The sequence below is a fragment of the Rhodococcus sp. EPR-134 genome (genome assembly GCF_001647205.1).
GTDB lineage: Bacteria > Actinomycetota > Actinomycetes > Mycobacteriales > Mycobacteriaceae > Rhodococcus_F > Rhodococcus_F qingshengii.
Window position 1 is genome coordinate 1 of sequence record NZ_LVCT01000303.1, and the last position, 20,071, is coordinate 20,071.

Annotated in this window: 18 protein-coding genes and 1 tRNA gene; 11 read left to right on the forward strand and 8 right to left on the reverse strand. The window is 62.2% G+C overall.

Features of this window, described 5'->3' with window-relative positions; translation table 11 throughout:
• Positions 1 to 1,310: serine aminopeptidase domain-containing protein (locus A2J01_RS13865; RefSeq protein WP_197494221.1), on the reverse strand; the 1,310-nt coding region annotated here is incomplete at its 3' end.
• Between the two features lie 141 nt (positions 1,311 to 1,451).
• Here A2J01_RS13865 and A2J01_RS13870 point away from each other — a divergent pair.
• Positions 1,452 to 2,708: an Hsp70 family protein gene (locus A2J01_RS13870; protein ID WP_217017618.1), complete on the forward strand. Its 1,257-nt coding sequence runs from the start codon at positions 1,452 to 1,454 to the stop codon at positions 2,706 to 2,708.
• Positions 2,709 to 2,723: 15 nt separating this feature from the next.
• On the opposite strand, the gene efeB is transcribed toward A2J01_RS13870, so the two are convergent.
• The 3 genes from efeB to efeU are packed head-to-tail and all read right to left on the reverse strand — an operon-like array spanning position 2,724 to position 6,052.
• Positions 2,724 to 4,004 (reverse strand): iron uptake transporter deferrochelatase/peroxidase subunit, encoded by a 1,281-nt coding sequence (gene efeB, locus A2J01_RS13875; protein ID WP_064112908.1) that lies wholly within the window; start codon positions 4,002 to 4,004, stop codon positions 2,724 to 2,726.
• Positions 4,005 to 5,135, reverse strand: a complete 1,131-nt coding sequence (gene efeO / locus A2J01_RS13880) for an iron uptake system protein EfeO (RefSeq protein WP_064112909.1) — start codon at positions 5,133 to 5,135, stop codon at positions 4,005 to 4,007.
• Positions 5,136 to 5,149: 14 nt separating this feature from the next.
• Complete coding sequence (gene efeU / locus A2J01_RS13885; protein ID WP_064112911.1) at positions 5,150 to 6,052, reverse strand: iron uptake transporter permease EfeU; 903 nt, start codon at positions 6,050 to 6,052, stop codon at positions 5,150 to 5,152.
• A 140-nt stretch (positions 6,053 to 6,192) separates the two neighbouring features.
• On the opposite strand from efeU, the gene A2J01_RS13890 reads away from it, so the two are divergent.
• The 6 genes from A2J01_RS13890 (at position 6,193) to A2J01_RS13915 (ending at position 10,867) form a co-directional block, all read left to right on the forward strand.
• On the forward strand, positions 6,193 to 7,005 hold the full coding sequence (locus tag A2J01_RS13890) for a lytic transglycosylase domain-containing protein (protein WP_156519273.1): 813 nt from the start codon (positions 6,193 to 6,195) through the stop codon (positions 7,003 to 7,005).
• Positions 7,006 to 7,219: 214 nt separating this feature from the next.
• Positions 7,220 to 8,506, forward strand: a complete 1,287-nt coding sequence (gene eno / locus A2J01_RS13895; RefSeq protein ID WP_003946309.1) for a phosphopyruvate hydratase — start codon at positions 7,220 to 7,222, stop codon at positions 8,504 to 8,506.
• Between the two features lie 176 nt (positions 8,507 to 8,682).
• Positions 8,683 to 9,252, forward strand: a complete 570-nt coding sequence (locus A2J01_RS13900) for an FtsB family cell division protein (RefSeq protein WP_231915783.1) — start codon at positions 8,683 to 8,685, stop codon at positions 9,250 to 9,252.
• Positions 9,249 to 9,794, forward strand: coding sequence for a DUF501 domain-containing protein (locus A2J01_RS13905; protein ID WP_003946286.1), 546 nt, complete (start codon positions 9,249 to 9,251; stop codon positions 9,792 to 9,794). The genes A2J01_RS13900 and A2J01_RS13905 overlap by 4 nt, the downstream gene beginning before the upstream one ends.
• A complete protein-coding gene (locus A2J01_RS13910; RefSeq protein ID WP_064112910.1) occupies positions 9,791 to 10,756 on the forward strand; it encodes a Ppx/GppA phosphatase family protein in 966 nt (321 codons plus the stop codon). Before A2J01_RS13905 ends, A2J01_RS13910 begins: the two co-directional genes overlap by 4 nt.
• A gap of 34 nt (positions 10,757 to 10,790) precedes the next feature.
• A tRNA-Leu gene (locus A2J01_RS13915) sits at positions 10,791 to 10,867 on the forward strand.
• Positions 10,868 to 10,960: 93 nt separating this feature from the next.
• Here the strand turns inward: A2J01_RS13915 and A2J01_RS13920 are convergent.
• From A2J01_RS13920 to A2J01_RS13935, 4 genes are all read right to left on the reverse strand, one after another.
• A complete protein-coding gene (locus tag A2J01_RS13920; RefSeq protein ID WP_007728826.1) occupies positions 10,961 to 11,647 on the reverse strand; it encodes a hypothetical protein in 687 nt (228 codons plus the stop codon).
• A gap of 483 nt (positions 11,648 to 12,130) precedes the next feature.
• Positions 12,131 to 12,277, reverse strand: a complete 147-nt coding sequence (locus A2J01_RS36380) for a hypothetical protein (RefSeq protein ID WP_166502511.1) — start codon at positions 12,275 to 12,277, stop codon at positions 12,131 to 12,133.
• Between the two features lie 314 nt (positions 12,278 to 12,591).
• On the reverse strand, positions 12,592 to 12,786 hold the full coding sequence (locus A2J01_RS13930) for a hypothetical protein (RefSeq protein WP_007728824.1): 195 nt from the start codon (positions 12,784 to 12,786) through the stop codon (positions 12,592 to 12,594).
• Between the two features lie 289 nt (positions 12,787 to 13,075).
• Positions 13,076 to 13,753 carry a TerD family protein gene (locus A2J01_RS13935; protein WP_007728823.1) on the reverse strand — a complete coding sequence of 226 codons (678 nt, stop codon included), beginning with the start codon at positions 13,751 to 13,753 and terminating at the stop codon, positions 13,076 to 13,078.
• 296 nt (positions 13,754 to 14,049) lie between these two features.
• Between A2J01_RS13935 and A2J01_RS13940 the strand changes: the two genes are divergently transcribed.
• The 4 genes from A2J01_RS13940 to A2J01_RS13955 form a co-directional block, all read left to right on the forward strand.
• Positions 14,050 to 16,353 (forward strand): putative bifunctional diguanylate cyclase/phosphodiesterase, encoded by a 2,304-nt coding sequence (locus tag A2J01_RS13940; protein ID WP_231915784.1) that lies wholly within the window; start codon positions 14,050 to 14,052, stop codon positions 16,351 to 16,353.
• The gene (locus tag A2J01_RS13945; RefSeq protein ID WP_082900866.1) at positions 16,346 to 18,736 is read left to right on the forward strand and encodes a putative bifunctional diguanylate cyclase/phosphodiesterase; all 2,391 of its coding nucleotides are present in this window, start codon (positions 16,346 to 16,348) and stop codon (positions 18,734 to 18,736) included. The genes A2J01_RS13940 and A2J01_RS13945 overlap by 8 nt, the downstream gene beginning before the upstream one ends.
• 46 nt (positions 18,737 to 18,782) lie before the next feature.
• Positions 18,783 to 19,634: an SDR family NAD(P)-dependent oxidoreductase gene (locus tag A2J01_RS13950; protein WP_030536264.1), complete on the forward strand. Its 852-nt coding sequence runs from the start codon at positions 18,783 to 18,785 to the stop codon at positions 19,632 to 19,634.
• A 3-nt stretch (positions 19,635 to 19,637) separates the two neighbouring features.
• On the forward strand, positions 19,638 to 20,071 hold a 434-nt coding region (locus A2J01_RS13955), incomplete at its 3' end, for an LLM class flavin-dependent oxidoreductase (RefSeq protein WP_156519274.1).

Here is a 20,071-nt window from a genome sequence, read left to right on the forward strand (position 1 = left end):
CCCATCCATGCGCCGGAACACATTCCGACGTGCATCCGGCGGGACGGCGGCACGTCGAGAGTGTCGACGAGATCCAACACATTGCGGCGCGCTTCCGGAGACACGATGGGCGTGCTCTCGTCGGTGCAGACCGTGCCGCTGTCTCCTGTGCCCATCCTGTCGAAGCGAATCGAGCGAATACCGTGCGAGGCGAGAGTTCGAGCGGACTCGACCCACAGTCTCGCCGGCCCGATCCGGTGCTCGTTCGCGGTGCTGTGAAAGATCGCTGTGGCAGCGTGGCTCGCGGTCGTGCGGGATGCGGTGGAGATTGCAAATAGTGATCCGGTGGACCGTCGTTCCAATATTTCCCAGACTTCTTCGCCGTCGTCAGCCGTCGCGACATGCGCCGCCGACGTGATCTCTGGATCGACGGAAGTCTTGTCCTCGCCGAATTGTCGCGACACCCAACTCGAAATCCGCTGTATGTCGTGCGTAGGCACCGAGAGTACGAAACTGCTGGGGGAAACGAACTGATTCTGGCGTTCGACGAATATGCGTTCAGCACCGGATCGCTCGAGCATCCGTACCACGCGGGGCGAATCAGCGAATTCAGGGCGAATCGCGGCGAGGACTTTTGTCGACGAACTCGGATCGAACGTGCTGAGGTCAAGTCCGGAAAGGTCATTCACCGCTGCGGAAGCCAGCAGGCCGCCGACGATCGATGTGCAATCGTCGTGGTGGGGGTCGTCGTCGACCGAAACGCGGTACAGCGACGTCAGTTCTCGAACATAGGCCCTACCGGATATGACCGGATCCCACAAGACCATCGCACGTAGGTCGCCAAGTGTATCTACGGTGGACGCGGCCAGTAGGGCCCCTGCACGCAAACCTGCGACGGCAACGGACTCGATACCTGTGCGCCGCACGTACGAAACGGCTGCTGTCACGCTGGCCTGCCAGTGCGCAACTGCTAGCGGGTCATCCTGCCGACCGGATGAATCTCCTTGTCCCTCATAGTCGAAACGAAGAGCGAGGAATCCGTGCTCGGCAAGTTCTTGGGCGAGTTGGCGCAGTCCCCGATAAGCGCTGATGTGTTCCTTCGCGAGGGGTGGACATATGACCACGGCACCACGCACGGCAGCATCCGACGGCAGGTGAACCGAGGCGAACAGTGCCCCATCACCAGGGCCCGGAATCCACGTGTCGATCGTGCGAATCCCGGTCGGTGTCTGGCGGTCGCGGAGGCGCCGGGTGGTGATCGCCAGCAGGGTGGGGTTGGGTGCGTGTAGTGCGGACATCACGGTTGTCATGTTGGCCATCGATTTGTTCAAGGACCTCTCCACACATTGATTCGGCCTGCCAGTTTCGCGTAGTTCTCCGGTTTCCAGAGGATCCGGTAAACTTCCCGCTACAGATAACATACCGCAAGTATGTTTTGCGGCGGATGAACAGTGCAAGAGTTGGATATGGGGGTGCGTACAGCGATGGATCCAGTGTTCGGTGCGTCGTTGGGCGCTGCCTCGGTTCGTATTGTTCGGGCCGACCCCCAGCCGGAAACCGGATCCACGAGCGGTCGATTCCTGACTCGGACTGTAGATGCATACGACGCCTCTCCGGTCCGGACAGCCGCGATTCACCTAGTTGCTGCGGTTCGCGGGGACACGTCACGGATGGTCATTTCGGTTCCCGACGAGCGGCAGAACGTAGCGCTCGAATCAGAACTGCGTGCCCGAGGTATCGAGGGCGTTGTCACGGTGCCGGAAGCGGTTGCCGTTGTCGCGTTGGTACGGACTTCGGGTGCGGCCGAAGGTTTTCGGTTACTTACAGTTCTCGATATCGGTCGAACCGGAGTGACTGTCTCGATGATCGAGATCGGGACCGCGACAACCATCGCGTCCACGCGGTCGACGGCACTCGCCGGTGACAGGCTCGACGGGGTTGTCGCGGAGTTACTTCCCGCAACCACTGTTGATGCAGCCCTCGACGCTGATTCAGCGTTCGACGCCCGCGAAGTCAAGGAGTATCTCGCCAGTGGCTCCCGTCGTGCGCAGGTGATGCCCGTTCCCGAATCCATGTGCATCCGTTTCGATTCGGTTGTCAAGCGTGAAGTCGAAGACACGCTGATGGTGATTCGAGAAGTTGCGGCACGCGCTCGGTGTGTCCCTGACGCTTTGGTTCTCGTCGGAGGAGGCGCCCGAATTTCACTGGTGGAGAAGATACTCGCGCGGGAGTTTTCGGTACCGGTGATCAGGCCGGCCGAGCCCGAGCTCGCCTCGGCCAAGGGCGCAGCATTGATAGCCGAGGTCTTACATCAGGAGCACCCCAGCTCGGAAGTCGCGGTTTCGGACGTCGCGGTTTCGGCAGTCTCCGACTCGGAAATCGCAACGGATACTGTAGAAATGTCTTCAGATCAGGCCGTGGTGCACAGCGTCGGTGAAACCGAAGAAGACACCGAATCGGATTCGCTACCTGCTGGTGGGCTTGGGAGGATGCAAATCCTTGTGGGCGTCGGGTTCTCGATGGTTGCGCTGACCAGCTTCCTCGCGTGGGCGGTGCTGCGCCCGTTTTCGGATCCTGCACAGGCGGAACCGCCGCAGGCGCAAACAACGGCAATTGTCGCGCCGGTACCTACCTCCGACTTGCTGCCGCCGACCACGACCAGAGCAATCGATCCACTGACCGAGCGGAATCGGGCACCGGTCAATTTGGTGCGTTCGTGGAGGTACTGAACACAGAGACTCGCGTCAGGTGAACAGTTGGGAACCCCAGTCCTTGCCGTCGGCGAGACCGCCGGGGCAAGCGAAGACCGCAGAACCGACGTGCTGGATGTATTCGTTCAGCGCATCGTGTCGTGAAAGGTTTTGCTGCATCGGAACAAACTGCTCGACCGGATTCCGGCAGTACGCAACGAAGAACAGTCCCGCGTCCAGGTGGCCGAAGCCATCGGAGCCGTCCGTGAAGTTGTATCCGCGGCGCAAGATCTGAATCCCACCGAGTTCCTCGGCAGAGGCCAGGCGCACGTGTGAATCCTCCGGGATGACGAAGTCGTGTCCCATTTTGGAATCGAGATCGAGCTCGTCGAACTCGTCCTTGCCGCCGAGCGGCGCTCCGCTGCGTTTGGAGCGGCCGATGACAGCTTCCTGTTCCTTGAGTACTGCGCGATCCCACTGCTCGATCAGCATGCGGATTCGTCTGGCGACGAGGAATGATCCGCCCGCCATCCAGGCCTGATCGTCAGTGGGATCAACCCAGACGTGCTGGGCGAGTGCGTTTGGATCTTCCGCCTTGATGTTGGCTGTTCCGTCCTTGAACCCGAACAGATTTCGTGGTGTCGCCTGCGTCGTCGAGGTCGAGGATGTTCGTCCGAACCCGAGTTGCGACCATTTGACCGACGCGGTCCCGAACGCGACTCGCGCGAGGTTGCGGATCGCATGGACGGCAACCTGGGGATCGTTGGCGCACGCTTGGATGGCGATGTCGCCCCCGCTGCGATTCGGATCGAGGTTGTCCGCACGGAAGTGGGGGAGATCGAGCAGGGCAGCAGGTTTCTTGTCTGCGAGACCGAACCGGTCGTCGAAAAGTGACGGTCCGAATCCGATGGTCAGGGTGAGTTGCGACGGCGCGAGATCGAGTGCCTCACCCGTGTCGCTCGGTGGTGCATACGGACCGTCGCCGGTCGCTCCGTCCTCGGTTGCTTCCTGACCCGCCGTCATTCGTTCGGCCATCGCCGTCCACGTCTGCAGCAGCGTGATCAGTTCGTCGCGCGACTTCGTCGTCACATCGAAAGCGACGAAGTGCATACGATCCTGGGCCGGCGTCGTGATGCCTGCCTGATGCTCGCCGCGAAAGGCGACCACGTCTGCGTGATCGGCGCCGGAACTCTCGTCGGCGGTCACCCGCCCGATGACGGCACCGGCACCGGCCAGGACGGCGCCGACCCCCACGGCGCCGAACAGTCGGCGTCGTGAGACTGCGTGCGGTGCTGCGTTTTCCGCAGCGGGTGTGCCTTCTGGTGAATCAGTCATCTACTGTCCCGCGACTACTTCCTGGACCTGGCTGACCTCGGCGGACAGTGCATCGATTTTACGCGAGAGTTCCTGACGCTGCGCCTCGGTGACGGTGTCGTAGTACACGAATCCGTCGCCGACCCGGAACTGCGCCAGCGCAGCGTCGAGGTCGGCGAATCGGTCAGCGATGCGCTGGGCGAGCTCGGGATCACGTTCCTGCAGAATCGGGTTCAGTGCCGCGATCGCCGCTTGCGAGCCGTCGACGTTGGCCTGGAAATCCCACAGGTCGGTGTGCGAGAAGATGTCTTCCTCGCCGGTGATCTTGGAAGTCGAGATCTCGTCGAGCAGTCCTTGGGCGTCGCCGGCGATCTTGGTTGGATCGATCGTGTAATCCTCGGCATTCAGCTGGTCGGCAAGATACTGAATGTCTTCGAGCAGTTGATCGGCGACCGCGTTGGTATCCGGCTGAAGCCCGGTCACCCACAAATCCTTCTCGAGGCGGTGGAATCCCGTCCAGACCTGACCGGGCTCCAGATCCGCTTCGCGCAGGTCCAGCTTGGGATCGAGTTCGCCGAAGCTCTCGGCTTCGGGTTCGATGCGCTCGTAGTAGGTACGTGCGATCGGGAAGAGTGCCTTCGCCTGGTCGACGTTGCCGGACTGGACGGCGGCGACGAACTGAGCTGCGGTGTCCTGCAGCGCGACGATCTGGCTGCGGATGTACCTCCGGTAGCCGTCGGCAGCTTCGGCTAGTTGGCCGCTCTCGTCGGTGGCCGCCTGCGAATCGCCCGTGACGACGAAGTCCTGACGGATGCCGGTTCCGACCATGCCCGGCTTGCACGCGAGTTGATAGGTCGCAGCCTCGGGGAGGGAGACGATCAGCTGCCGGGTAAGGCCTGGGCCGATGTTCTCGACTTCGCCCATCGCTCGATCGCCCTCGGCGAAGACGTAGAACTCGGTGACCTTCGAGCCGTTGTTCGTCACCTGGAACGTCGAACTGCCAGTGGTTCCAGTGGTGGCACTGACGTCACACGAATCGTCGGTGGCCGTGACGACGATGTCGCCGTCGCTCGCGGTCGTCTTCTCGGTGCATGCGGCGAGGGAGAAGGGAAGTACCGCGGCCGTGGCCAGTACGAGGGTGGATTTACGCATGTCGGCAATGCCTCTCAGGATTTTTCGGGAACGTGTGTGTCGTGCGCAGGCGGGGTTGTCGGTTCCGATGGGCTCGACGGAAGGGGACGTAGGAAGAGCGCGAGGACGACTACGAGGTAGACGACCCATGCGACGGCTTGAAGGACGGTCGGGTCCGGGCGGAAGTTGAAGATTCCGGCGAGGACGGTGCCGTACCAGGTCGACGGGTCGTAGCCGGGTGTCAGGTTGAACGCGAGATTCGAACCGCCCGGCAGGACGTTTCCGGTCTGCAGAGCGCGAACACCGTACGAGAGGATTCCGGCGGCTACGACGATGAGGAAGATCGCCGTGTACCGGAAGAAGGTCGTCAGGTTGAGACGGAGGGCGCCGAAGTACATGGCGACGATCAAGACGGCGGCCAGGAGAATTCCGAGGAGCAGTCCGACCAACGGCCAGGAGCTGCCTGCGGTGTTCTCGGCGTAACCGACCATGAGCAACGCAGTCTCGACGCCTTCACGACCGACCGCGAAGAACGACAGCGACAAGATGGCGACGGGTCCGGCGATCAACGCCTTCTCCATCCCCGCTTTCAGATCTCCGGAAATGTTTTTGGCGGCCGTGCGCATCCACAAGACCATGATCGTGACGATGACGACGGCGATCAGGGAGGCAACGCCCGCGATGATCTCTGCGGTCAGGCCGTCGACCGTCGACGTTCCGTAGTGGATCGCGAAGAAGATGATCGCCACCATCGCGACGGCGATCGGGACGCCGAGCCACACCCATTTCAGTGCGTCCTTGCGCTGGGCCTTCACGAGGTAGGCGGCGAGAATCATCACCACGATGCCCGCTTCGAGGCCTTCGCGCAGACCGATCAGGCCACTGCCGAATAGCTGGGTGGCAACTGATGGTGTGCTCGCGGCAGCGAGTACCGACACGGGCACGGGCGACTCCTGACTGAGTGAGTGCAACAGCTTCTGACGAACGCATGAGGCTAGGCCAGCCTTAACTCAGAAGAAGATACTCCATCATCGACGGCGAACCATGCTCTCACCTGTACTTTTGCTGTTCTTTACCAATGAATTCGGGAGTACTTCGCTCGCATGTGGATGATGGAAGGGTGTACCGAACTCCCGCAGCCCGCAGAAGTCCCCGGCGTCTCTCGCGAGCCGTAGCAGCAGTAGCTGCCGGAACAGCCTTGCTGGGCGCAGGCGTCGTGGCTTGCGGATCGAACGAACCGAAAGTAGCCATTCCGGAGGGCATACCCCCAGGTACCGGCTCTCCGACGCCGCCGATCGACATCAATGCTCCCGGCCGCAGTGCTGATCAACTCGCCGACTGGGCAGCGGGATTGTCGGACGACATCGGGATCGGGACGACGGCACTCGAGGCCTACGGGTACGCCGCTGCGGTCATGGCCGAGACGCTTCCCGGCTGCGGAATCGGGTGGACAACTTTGGCCGGTATCGGCAGCGTCGAGAGCCGCCACGGGACCTACGACGGCTCGTCGGTCGACGCGTTCGGCCAGGTTGCTCCGATCATTCGGGGAATCCCTCTCGACGGTGGCCCGGGAGTTGCCGAGATCCCCGACACCGACGGCGGGGCGATGGACGGCGATCCAGTGCACGACCGTGCGATGGGGCCCATGCAGTTCATCCCCGAGACGTGGCTCAAATGGGGAGTCGACGCCAACGGCGACGGCCGGGTGGACCCCGACAACATCGACGACGCTGCCCTCACGGCCGCCCGCTACCTGTGTGCACGCGGGGGAGACCTCACTTCCGCTGCCGGATGGCAGCAGGCACTGATGGCGTACAACCTCTCGGGCGACTATCTCGCGCTCGTTCGTGATCGTGCGTCGGCGTATTCAGTCGGGGTACGGCCGGACTGACGGTGATCGATCCGCAGGTCGGACCCGTGACCGCGCGTCGATAAAGAAGCCTTCGGCCCGTGCGGTTAGGCTGTGTGCTGGCACTACAGAGGTGCTGGCACTGCAGAGGCCCAGCCGCGATCGTGGTCCTCTTTCGACCGGAGGGGTCGGAGCCCAAGTGTCAAGCACGCAGAGCGTGCCCCAATGCGAAGCCCATTCGAAGGAGAACCACACAGTGGCCAGTATTGAGCAGGTCGGAGCTCGCGAGATCCTTGATTCCCGTGGTAACCCCACGGTTGAGGTCGAGGTTCTGCTCGAAGACGGAAGTTTCGCCAGGGCTGCGGTGCCGTCCGGCGCTTCGACCGGTGAGCACGAAGCCGTCGAACTGCGCGACGGTGGCGCACGCTACGGCGGAAAGGGCGTCGAGAAGGCCGTGGAGGCTGTGCTCGGCGAGATCGCTCCTGCCATCATCGGCATCGACGCAACCGAGCAGCGCACGGTCGACCAGGCGCTGCTCGACGCGGACGGCACCCCGGACAAGTCGCGTCTCGGCGCAAACGCTCTGCTCGGTGCCTCGCTTGCCGTGGCTCGCGCCGCCGCCGAGTCCTCGGGCCTCGAGCTGTTCCGCTACGTCGGTGGCCCCAACGCTCACGTTCTCCCTGTCCCGATGATGAACATCCTCAACGGTGGCGCACACGCAGACACCGGTGTCGACGTCCAGGAGTTCATGGTTGCTCCCATCGGCGCACCGAGCTTCAAGGAATCGCTGCGCTGGGGCGCCGAGGTCTACCACTCCCTGAAGTCGGTTCTCAAGGAGAAGGGCCTCTCCACCGGTCTCGGCGACGAAGGCGGATTCGCGCCCGACGTCGCAGGCACCAAGGAAGCACTCGACCTCATCACGATCGCCGTGAACAAGACCGGCCTCAAGCTGGGTACCGATGTCGCGCTCGCTCTCGACGTCGCTGCCACCGAGTTCTACACCGACGGCACCGGCTACAAGTTCGAGGGCAAGAACCGCACCGCGGCCGAGATGGCGGCGTTCTACGCTGAGCTCATCGACGCCTACCCGCTCGTTTCCATCGAGGATCCGCTCGACGAAGACGACTGGGACGGCTGGGTCGCACTCACCGATCAGATCGGCAACAAGATCCAGCTCGTCGGCGACGACCTCTTCGTCACCAACCCCGAGCGCCTCGAAGAAGGCATCGTCAAGGGTGCGGCCAACGCACTCCTGGTGAAGGTCAACCAGATCGGCACCCTGACCGAGACCCTCGACGCCGTCGATCTCGCTCACCGCAACGGCTACAAGACGATGATGAGCCACCGTTCCGGCGAGACCGAGGACACCACCATCGCCGACCTCGCGGTTGCCGTCGGCAGCGGCCAGATCAAGACCGGTGCTCCGGCACGCAGCGAGCGCGTTGCCAAGTACAACCAGCTGCTGCGCATCGAGGAAAACCTCGGCGACGCAGCACGTTACGCCGGCGAGGTTGCGTTCCCGCGCTTCGCTTTCGAGGCCTGACGGAAATCTAAGATTCAGTAGTGTCTGCACAGCGCGGTAAGCCACGATCCCCCGGCGGAAGTCCGGGGGGTCGTGGTTCCCGTCGTGGGGACACACCGTCGCGTGCGCGTCGGGACAGTGCCCGACGCCCACGCGTGTCGGAACCTTCGGTAGATCCGGAAGCAGTCGATTCCGCTGTGACAGGCCCCGCGCAACCGGGTGTCTCCGCCGAGAAAGCGTCGGCGCGAGGGTCGAAGTCGGCCCGGGGGAAGAGCGGAACCAACAAGTTCTGGTCTCGGCTTCCGAAGTCGGACAACACCATTTTCGGCTTGTCCACCAGTCGGGCAGTTGTGCTCGCGATGGTTGTGCTCATGCTGGCGCTGACACTGGCAGTGCCGCTCCGTACTTACATCAGCCAGCGTTCGGATGCCGCGCAGGTGGCGGCCGAACGTCAGGTACTCGAGGAAGAACTGCGAAAGCTGCAAGGGCAGAACGCGCGCTTCGACGACCCTGCGTACATCGAAGCTCTTGCACGAGAACGCCTTCGGTACGTCAAACCGGGCGAGACCCCGTTCCAGGTTCAGCTTCCCGGTGACTACAAGGAACCCGAGAAGAAGCAGGAAAAGGAAACACCGCTCACAGGTCCGTGGTATCGCGATCTGTGGCAAACGATTTCGGAACCGCCAGTGGTTCCCGAGACGACGACACCGGCCCCGATGCCGTTGGCGCCGATAGAGCCAGAAGAACAAGGAGTACCCACCGGGTGAGCAACACGTCCGAAAATTCCCCACAGGTTTCACAAGCGGATCTCGACGCCGTTGCCGCTCAATTGGGCCGTGAGCCACGCGGAGTGATCGAGATCGCGTACCGCAGCCCGGACGGTCAGCCGGGCGTGGTCAAGACCGCCCCCAAACTTCCGGACGGAACACCGTTCCCGACGTTGTACTACCTCACGGACCCGCGACTGACTGCCGAAGCGAGCCGTCAGGAATCCGCCGGCGTCATGCGTGAAATGACCGAACGCCTGACCCAGGATCCGGAACTTGCCGCGGCTTACCGCCGGGCGTACGAGTCGTACCTTGCCGAGCGTGACGCGATCGAATCTCTGGGAACCGACTTTGCCGGTGGTGGGATGCCGGATCGTGTCAAGTGCCTGCACGTGCTGATGGCGCATTCGCTCGCCAAGGGGCCCGGCGTCAATCCGCTCGGTGACGAGTCCGTCGCGTTGGCCGGTCACGGAAAGCTGCGTGGCACTGCAATTCCCGCGGACTGGCCTGGCATCGACGATGCCGACAACACCGACCGGTGACTCGCCGTGTCGCCGCAGTCGATTGCGGTACCAACTCCATTCGACTGCTGATCGCCGACGTCGGCGCCGACGGTCGTCTGGTGGATGTCCGGCGCGAGATGCGCGTCGTGCGGCTGGGTCAAGGTGTTGATGCGACAGGGACATTCGCGCCCGAGGCCATCGAACGCACCCGGGTCGCGCTGGTCGAGTACGCGTCGATGATCGCCGATGCCGGAGCAACCGCCGTTCGCATGGTCGCCACCTCGGCTACTCGCGACGCTGCGAATCGGGAAGACTTCTTCACGATGACGCGGGACGTGCTCGGCGCGGTGATTCCCGGATCCGGAGCAGAGGTCATCTCCGGCGACGAAGAGGCGCGCCTCTCGTTCAGCGGTGCTGTGGGAGAACTTGATCCGTCCGAGGGCCCGTTCGTGGTCGTCGATCTCGGCGGCGGATCCACCGAAGTTGTCCTCGGCGACACGTCGGGCGTCCAGGCTGCGTACTCCACCGACATCGGCTGTGTGCGCGTCACGGAGCGGTGCTTACCGTCGGATCCGCCTACAGCAGAGCAGGTTTCCGAGGCGACGGCTTTCGCGACCGCGAAACTTGCCGAGGCGTTCGAGGCCGTACCCGTCGAGAAGGCGCACACGTGGGTGGGTGTCGCTGGAACCATGACGACGCTGGCCGCGATCGCGCAGGATCTTCCGGAGTACGACGCCGAGAAGGTGCACCTGTCGAGGATTTCGTTCAATCAACTGTTCGACGTGTGCGAGCGTCTCATTGCTATGCCTCGGGTTGATCGTGCTGCCTTCGGCCCGATGCATCCGGGGCGGGTGGACGTCATCGGCGGCGGAGCGATCATCACCACGGTGCTGGCTCAAGCGTTCGAAGCCAAAGCCGGGATCGCCGAACTGGTTGTCAGCGAACACGACATACTCGACGGCATCGCGATGTCGGTAGCTCAGACCGACCCGATAGTCTGATCCCTGCCGCACCCGACCCGTCGGGTGCGGCAAGGCCCCCATAGCCCAATTGGCAGAGGCAACGGACTTAAAATCCGTCAAGTGTCGGTTCGAGTCCGACTGGGGGCACCACGTAGATCCTCCTGCACATTGAATCGAAAAACCCCGCTCGTCCTCTTCGGGCGGGCGGGGCTTTCCGTGGAGCAGCGACTGACCACCAAGTGGCTACTGAGCCCAGACGGTCGTCCCGGCAGGAGCATTCAGCGTGTTGACGAGATCGATGCCGGCTACGACAGCCGCGCCGCCGCCGCCGAGGATCGTTCCGGCGACACCGCCGATTCCGGCGCCTGTTGCGAGGCCACCCAGGCACAGTGCCGCGGCGACGGGGAGTCCGACGATGGTCAAGCCCAGCGGAGCGCCGACAGCGCAACCGATTCCGGCGCCGACGATGGTGCCGAGCAGGCTGCCGACCTGAGTGCCGAGGCCGAGTTGGCTCTGGAAGTGCGCAATCGCCCGATCATTCTCCTCGGGCGAGGCGACGGGCGTCCATTCCTTTGCCGCAGGCGCACTCTCGGGTCGAGGTGTTGCCTTCGCCGAATCGGTGATCGGTGTCAGCGTGAGGGTCTTACCGTCTTCACTGATCGTGCGATCGAAGGGGAACTGTAGATCCCCGAGGTTGTATGCGAGAGGCAGGGAAACAAGGTCGGCTCCCTTGCTGTCCTGCAAGACGACGGACTTGCCGTCGCCGGACACCTTGAACAGCCCGGCGTCGATGGTGGTGACGATCGACTTGTCGACGACCTTCGCTTCGTAATTCACGTCGGTCGACGGATCAGCTGATGCGATCCCTGTTGATGCTCCGACTGCAGCGACCGCTAGAGCAGTCACAGCCGCCTTCTTGAAGAAACCCATAGTTCAACCCCGTGTTCGCCTGCGTGTGCTCGCAGAAACTCGACAACTTCGGACATTGGTAAACCCCCGACAAAGCCTTCGTATTAAAGCAGACCGAAGTGACGGAAGGGATAGTTGCGCTCGGGCCGACCGGAAGCGGCCGGTGTAATCGAATGTGCAGCGTGCAGTATCAAGTTGTCGAACATGTGTGCGAAAATGTGGAGATGCGGTTGACCGAGCAATCCCCGGACTGCTGCCCCAACGGACACCGGCTCACGGCGAACACATGCCTTGTCGGTTGGGAGGTCTGCGGGTGTGCCTCGGCGGAGAATGGCGGACACAGGACCCATTACTGCAGGCGATGTGGTGAAACTGTCCGGACGCCGGAGTGTGTCGGCGTGAATCCGCAGAAAAGTCGGTGGAGTTGAAGTGCTGTTACGTTGTGTTTCAAAGAGATTCGCGAGAGCCTCACCCGGCGGATCGGTGCCGGGTGAGGCTTGTGGATCAGGTAGGCGGCGCGACGGGTGCGTCGCTGCTTCCTCCCGAGCTCCCGCTCGACGAGCCGGTGCCGAACAGTAGGCCGAAGAAGCCGGAGATTGCGCCGAAGAAATCGAACATGGGCGAGCCTTTCGCGAGGACGAATGCGGTCACGACAAGTGGCCGACTTGTGGTGGTGTTCAGAGAAGTTCCGTCGACATTGACGGCAAAGGCGTCGGACGAAGGCCGACTGCCGGATGAAATGTACGATTCGTCCCGGTTTGATACAAGTCTTTCCCGAGTAACAGTTACTTGAGACTTAAATTATCGGGGGTGCCTGCCTGATCTGGGGTGCCCTGCCTGCTTGGGTGGGGCAACCAGGCAGGGCAGTGGTTGGCCGTCCCTCTCAATACCGACCTACGGCGAACCATCGGCGTTGAAACTACCCACAGTTCGTGACGTGCGCCACTTACGTACCGGTACCTTCGTTAGCCGAGGTCGGACGTTGCGGCGAAGGCGGTCGTCGACGTCCCCGCGGGGACGTGGTTCATCGAGAAATCGCGGTCCCGATCAGGGTTGACGACGCTTGCCAACAGGAGCATGGCGGCGACAAAGAGAACTCCTGCGGCGAGGTAGGCGATTCTCACGGGCAGGCGCGGGCGTCGATCTGAATTCGTGGACATTCACGTTCTCCATCGGTGCATGTTGGACGAACGCCTAGTTTAACGATCAACTAATGAAAGGGTGCGAACAGTGACGCAAGATACGAAAAGGCCCTCGATCTCGGGGGAAATCGAGGGCCTTTCCGGTCGAACGTCGGCGCCGCCAAGCACATAGCGTCACCGACCCACTATCGGTGTCGAGCGTGACCCCTCATGTCCGACCCCACTTCTCGACACTATCCAGTAACTTGCGACATTGTGGATGATTCGGACATTGTCGTTCGGATGGGGGAGATCCCGTCCGCAGCCCCTACTTTCGTCCGGCAGCCCATTTCATTCCCCAGTTGTAGGCCCGATCGAGATCTGACTGACTGCCGTTGATGTACTGAACTTCGCGCGTCACCGTCACGCCTTGACCTGAACTCTGGATGAGAGCGATCGCGCACAGTCGCTCCTGGTTGCTGGCGGAGTCGAGTCGCACTTCCACCTCCGGCCCGTTGGTGGGATACAAGGTGACGACGCCGTCCACCGCCGCCCAGTTGGGAGCGCCGTCGTAGATCATCGCGAAGATCAGGATTCGCCGGAAAGCGCTTGGGTCACCAAGATTGACGTGCATGTTCTCGCCGCCGGTGTTCGCACCACTGCGGTCGTCGCCGTCGAGGGAGATGTAGGGCGGAGAAGTCAGTGAACCGAAACTGTTACCCAAGGCCTGAACTACTCCCTTCGACCCGTCGGCAAGTTCGTAGAGGCATCCGAGGTCCAGGTCGACCGCACCAGAGCCTGCGCCGGCGAGCTTGGCGAGAAAACCGGTCTTCTTCGGTGGTGCCCCCTGTGACCAGTTGAGGTTCACGCGCATATTGCCTTGTCGTTCACCCGCCTTCGCGAGGTTGACCGTCGGTGCCGATTTGGTGAGCGTGATCTTGCTCAGGCTGACCGGTGCTTGCGACGGAGTGGACTCGCCGGAACGTCGGGTGTAGTCGATTGCCATCGTGATAGTCCTTGTCTGAGCTCGAATGAGTCCGATCGTGTTACCCGTCGAGGAATCTCCACCGACGTGATCGGCGATCTCCGGCCATTGTCCCTCATGTCTGATTTCAACCCATGGGCATCAAACTTGCGGCGCCAACTTGCGGCAGACCAGCAGTTTGCTGATTACTGTGTCTGTGGGCAGACGCGACTCCGAAATAGGGTGGACGCACTGGTTGACACGGCAACGTCCAATTACGGACGAATTGCTGAGTCGGACGTCCGATTCAATTGCGTCGTGGGAGCGGGAGGTAAGTGATGCCAGTCCTGTCGCTTCTGCAACCCCGCCAGAGAGAAAGACTGACGCCCGCCCAACGTAATGACGTAACTCGTGAGCAGATAGCCGTTACCTTCGGCGTGCTGCCATGGGCCGCTGCCGTCCACCTCGTCGTCACACTCGGGCTGACGTTGTATGTAATTCCCCCGGACGGCGGACCGCTGCCGCGTGTGTGGCCATTGCTGTCCGGCGTGATCGGGTTGGTGGGGATGTGCGTGGGTCTCGCCATTCATTTCAACCTGATCACACCCACGTACCGGATGTCCTACGCGTTTCTCATCGTCGAATTTGCTGTAGTCGGGATCCTGTATTCCTCGCTCGCCCTGGTCCTGTACCCGATCCTGGACGATTCCGGCGATCTGATCCTGATAGCGGTCACCACATCGATCACCGGTGCCGGAGCCGTGGCCACCGCGATGTTGCGAGTGGTGGGGGTCACCTGGGTCCTGTCCAATCTGATAATCCTCGGGGTGGCATTCTGGCTTCAGCCGGGACCCGAGTTCGAACGAATTCTCATTGGAATGATCGCCTATGGCGCGGCTCTGATCGGCGGCACGATAGTGGTCTCGGGCAACCTGGAATCTCGCTATCGAGCTGAATTGAGCGCCGCGTCGGAACGATCGGTCGTGCAGATGCTTCTCGAAGACTTCGAAGGCAACGCCGGGGACTTCGTGTGGGAGACGGACCAGAAAGGCAAGTTCAACCGAATCCCGACGCGGCTCGCGGTCGAAGCGGGGCTGGACTCCACCGAGTTGCAGGGAACGGCGTGGCAGGACCTGTTCATGGAGTTGGGCACCCTACGGATCCCCGGCGGGATCGATGCGCTCATGGAGTTGCAGCAGGCCCGCCACACGAAGACCGCATTCGTCGACGTGCTCGTTCCGGTCCGAGTTCACGGTGAAATTCGGTGGTGGCAGATCTCCGGACGCCCGCGCCCCGGCCGTACACCCGACGAGTTCGTCTGGCGAGGAGTCGGTTCCGACGTCACGGAAGTAAAACTGCAGAGTGACGAGATCGTGCGGATGGGTCGTGTGGACGCACTCACCGGTATGCCGAACCGGCACAGCTTCTGGACCGAGCTCGAGCGACTGCTGCGCGAGCCGTACACAAGCGAAAGTGGTCTCGCGTTGGCCATGCTCGACCTCGACAACTTCAAGTCGGTCAACGACACACTGGGACACACCGTTGGCGACGCGGTTCTGCGAGAGGTCGCGGATCGCCTGTCCGAAGCCGGCGGGGTGTCACAGTTGTTCGCACGTCTGGGGGGAGACGAGTTCGCGGTTCTTTTCACCGATGTGGGTGACAGCTCACAAGTTCGTACTCTGCTCGGCCGCTACATCGAAACTCTGCACGAGCCGATCACAGTGGCTGGTACGCGGTTGGAGATCGGATGCAGCATCGGGTACTACCTCCCCGACGAGCTGCCGTCCTCCGCCGACGAGATGATGGGCGCTGCGGACCTGGCTTTGTTCGCGGCAAAGGAATCCGGGCGCGGTGCCGTACGTGAATATCGAGACTCGATGAAGTCCGTGGCCGATCGGCGGGCCCGCCTGCTCGAAGATCTGGGAAACACTGTCGCGGAGAAGGACCTCGAACTCGAGCTGTTGCCCAGGATCGACGTGGTTTCCCGCGAGATCGTGGCCGTGGAAGTCCGCGTGATCTGGCACAACGCCCGCCTCGGTGCCGTTACGTCCGCCGAATTCATGAGCGTCGCAGACGACACCGGTTTGGCGTACTCACTGGGGACTACCGTCTTCGAGTTGGCCTGCGAGGCGGCGTCCCGCCTTCCTGATCACCTGCGGGTAGCCGTCGCGGTATCGACGCGTCAGCTCGAATCGGATTCCTTTGTCGTCGCGATAGGGGACTCGCTTCGACGATCAGGTGTCAGTGCACATCAGCTCGAGCTCCAACTCAACGAATCATCGGCGATCACCGACGAGTCCAAGTTTGCGTTGCACGCCATCGCGGACATGGGAATCGCGCTGACCGTGGACGAGTTCGGCGCCGGATTCTCCTCGCTCGCATCACTGTCCGGCCTTCCGTTCACCCGAGTCCGGATAGAACGCTCCATTTCGGGTGCAGTGCCTGGTGGACGGTCGATCCTCGAAGCTGTCGTGGATCTGGTCGACGCGTTGGGAATGGAGGTCGTCGTCTCGGGAGTCGACGGTGAGGAAGACTTGAAGTCCGTGGCCGCTGCAAGGGTGAGGACTGTTCAGGGATACATCGCCGGCGGAGCCATGTCGGTCGACGCGGTCGCAGCGGCGGTAGCAGGCCGACGTGGGTGACCCGGCAGTACTCCGTAGGCGTCGCGTCGGGACGTCGGTGCGCAAACTCGGTCGCAGCGGCACGGAACAACACCTCTCGGATTACGATCGCCGTCGCCTACTCGATCGACGACTGCGGTTCACCGCGCGCGTACTGCCGTGGTCGTTTCTGACCGCGGCGGTTGCCTTGTCAGCGATCGTGGTGCTTCTGCCGGTGGATGCCGGATGGTTCACCTTCGCCTGGTCGAGCGTCATGCTGTTGTCGAGCGCTGGATTCAGTGTGTATTGGCTCCGGCGCTCGCGTCTCGGCGTCTCCGAGTCCCAGACCACCGAACTGGTGGTACTCACAGTCGAAATCATTGTCTGGGGAGTGCTCCTGGCGTGCTTGGCTCTCGTTCTCTTCCCGATGCTCGATCCTCGTGACGAGTTGGTACTGAGCTCGACCTTGATCGGTGGGATCGCGGTCGGCGTGTTTCCCACCATGATGTTTCGCGGAATCACTGTGGTCTGGATCAGCCTGGTGGGAGTCGGGTTGGCCGGGGCGTTCTGGACGGAACCGGGCACATCGCGTTTCGTGCTGAGCGGGGTGCTGGTCGTCTTTGTAGGTTCGCTCTACAGCGGAACTTTGCTGTTGGCCAAACTTTTCGAGAGACGGCTACGCGCCGAACTCATAGCCGAGGACGAACGAGATCTCGTCGAGTTGTTGCTCAACGATCTCGAAGACGGAGCACAGGATTGGCTCTGGGAGACCGATTCGCGCGGTATCGCCAGTACCGTGTCGTATCGATTCGCCGAGCAGGTCGGTTTGCCGGCAGCACAGATTCGGGGCCGCACAATGCACGAGATCCTGATCGGGATCGGCGCGTCCCGAACAGATGTGGGCAGGAAGTCCCTTGATCTCCTCGCCGCGAATTTTCAAGCCGGGACGGCGTTTCGGGACCTCACCATGCAGGTCGTCGTTCGGGGCGATACTCGCTGGTGGTCGATGTCAGGTCACCCGGGCAGTGGCGATGGGGCGACCTACGGGTGGCGCGGTGTCGGATCCGATATCACGCACTCGTATCACCAGCGCCAGAACATCTTGCGATTGGCAGAGATCGATTCGTTGACCGGGCTCAGAAATCGGTACAGCTTCAACGCTCAACTGTCTTCGCGGATTCGGGACGGACACAGGGTGTGGCTGGCAATTCTGGATCTGGACAACTTCAAGTCGATCAACGACCGGTTGGGACACCACATCGGAGACGACGTGCTTCGCGATGTTGCCGGCAGACTGCACAGCGTTCTGCGATCGAACGAGATCTGTGGCCGACTGGGGGGTGACGAGTTCGCCATCGCCTTCGACGACGTAGCCTTCGACGACATCGGGAGTGCAGATGAGGTGGAGAAGAGATTCCAAACGATTCTCGACTCATTCGAACGACCATTTTCACTGGTCGGCAACCAGATTCGCATTCGTGCCAGTCTGGGGTACGGCTCGATGCCCGACGACGCCGACAGCCTCGAAGACCTGGTGATTGTCGCGGACCTCGCGCTTTACCACGCAAAGGAGAGCGGTCGGAACCAGATTCGCGCCTTCGATGCGACTTTGCGGGATCGTGCGACGGGTAGGGCCAGGGCATTGTTGGATCTTCGTCGTGCGTTGATCGACGAAGAGTTCGAGTTGGTTTATCAGCCACAGGTCTCGGCCGCGACGGGAGTTGTTGTCGGGTTCGAGGCTCTGCTGCGGTGGAACCATCCGACTTCAGGTCTCGTCTCGCCGGGAGACTTCATTTCGGTCGCCGAGGAAACCGGCTTGATCGTGCCGATCGGTGCAGGTGTTCTGAGGGCTGCCTGCACGGCGGCGACAACGTGGCCGGAGGACATTCGGGTTGCCGTGAACGTTTCTCAGGTGCAACTGCGTTCGAGTCGATACGTCGACTCGGTACGCCGGACACTGATCGAGGTGAACCTCCACCCCAGCCGACTCGAGATCGAGGTGACCGAATCGTTGGTCATCGACGACGCCGACCGAGATGTGTTGGTACAGCTCTCGGCGCTCGGCATCGCCATTGCGATGGACGACTTCGGCACCGGGTTCTCCTCGGTTGCCAGCTTGGCCCGGCTGCCGCTCGATCGGTTGAAGATCGATCGGGCGTTCGTCGCACCGCTGGACGCGGATCCCTCGAATTCGAGGTTCGCTGTCTTGCGAGCCGTCATCGCGATTGCCAAGTCTCTGGGGCTGGACACCGTCGCCGAGGGCGTGGAGACGGAGAGGCAGCGCGCGATAGTGACCGAGTGCGGATGTGACGTGATCCAGGGGTACCTCGAGGGAATGCCGATACGGGCAGCCGAGATTCCGCACTATTTGAATGGGCGACTCGGCGGTTCGAGCAGGTGGGGTGTCGCGGCTACCACTGAGTGAGAACTTTGCGCCCGTTTTGCCGATCGATGTGTGACGGTACGCCGAAGTGCTTCACATCGAACTGCAGAAGGGTGTCTTCGTGGTGGTCGGATCGGCGTACTCCCCAGGGCCGATGTTGGTGGGTAAGAAGGCAGTGGTCACAGGCGGTTCCCAGGGAATCGGCGCAGCGATTGTTCGAGCATTTGCATCGCATGGCGCGTCAGTTCTGGTTGTCGACGTGGCTCCTCTTGGCGACGTCGAATTCGACTCGGCTGCAGGTGGTTCGATCAACTATCTCGAGTACGACGTGCGGACGCGGGAAGTCCCCGTAGCGTTGACCGAGTTCGCTCCGGACGTCCTGGTGAACAACGTGGGTCATTTCCTGAACCCGCCGACAGAGTTCACCGGTACGGATCCCGGTTTCTGGTCCGAGGCCGGCAGCATCAATTTCGATCACGTCGTGCGTCTGACCCATGCCCTGCTTCCCGGCATGATCGACCGCGGTTTGGGTGGATCGATCGTGAACCTGACGACGGTGGAGGCGCATCGAGCGATCCCGGGCCACACGATGTACTCGGCATACAAGGCCGCGCTGACACAGTTCACCAGGAGCCTTGGTGTGGAGATCGGTCGAACCGGAGTGCGCGTCAACGCCATTGCCCCGGATCTGATCGAGTCGGTACAGGTGCCGTATCGCACGATCGTTCCTGCCGACGACTGGGACAAGTGGCCGGGGTGGGCACCGTTGGGCGGACCGGGCCAGCCGGTCGACATTGCCGGCCCCGCACTGTTCCTGGCTTCCGACCTGGCGAGATACATCACCGGAACCGTGATCCACGTCGACGGCGGCTCGCACGCTGCCGGAGGCTGGTTCCCCACAGAAGAGGGTGGCTGGACCAACCGGCCCCGAAAGGCTTGACACATGACAACTTTCAGTCTGAACGTTCCCAACTTCGGCACCACTCTCGCGGAGGACTCCTACGCGAAACTCGTGCAGGTCTGTCAGAGCGCGGAAGCTGCGGGCTTCGACCGGGTCCTCGTCACCGATCACGTGGTGATGGGCTCGGACAACTCGGCGTACACGTGGTCGGCGTTCCCCACCGAGCCCGACGCCAACTGGCTCGAGCCGCTGACCGTCCTGGCTTTTGTTGCCGGACAGACGAAGACAATTCGCTTGGGGACCGGAATCGTCATCGCGGCGCTGCGCGGGGGAGCGGTACTGGCCAAGACGGCCGCGACACTCGATCTGCTCTCCGGGGGCCGACTCGACCTGGGCGTCGGAACAGGTTGGCAGGAACGTGAATACGAGGCGGCAGGTATGGACTTCGGTAAAAGGGGACCACTGCTCGACGACGC

Bases quoted from the DNA above. Each gene is read 5' to 3' on its own strand.
- A2J01_RS13940 (WP_231915784.1), top strand. From the start codon at position 14,050: ATGCCAGTCCTGTCGCTTCTGCAACCCCGCCAGAGAGAAAGACTGACG.
- A2J01_RS13890 (WP_156519273.1), top strand. From the start codon at position 6,193: ATGAATTCGGGAGTACTTCGCTCGCATGTGGATGATGGAAGGGTGTAC.
- A2J01_RS13920 (WP_007728826.1), bottom strand. From the start codon at position 11,647: ATGGGTTTCTTCAAGAAGGCGGCTGTGACTGCTCTAGCGGTCGCTGCA.
- efeO (WP_064112909.1), bottom strand. From the start codon at position 5,135: ATGCGTAAATCCACCCTCGTACTGGCCACGGCCGCGGTACTTCCCTTC.
- efeB (WP_064112908.1), bottom strand. From the start codon at position 4,004: ATGACTGATTCACCAGAAGGCACACCCGCTGCGGAAAACGCAGCACCG.
- A2J01_RS13935 (WP_007728823.1), bottom strand. From the start codon at position 13,753: ATGGCAATCGACTACACCCGACGTTCCGGCGAGTCCACTCCGTCGCAA.
- A2J01_RS13930 (WP_007728824.1), bottom strand. From the start codon at position 12,786: ATGTCCACGAATTCAGATCGACGCCCGCGCCTGCCCGTGAGAATCGCC.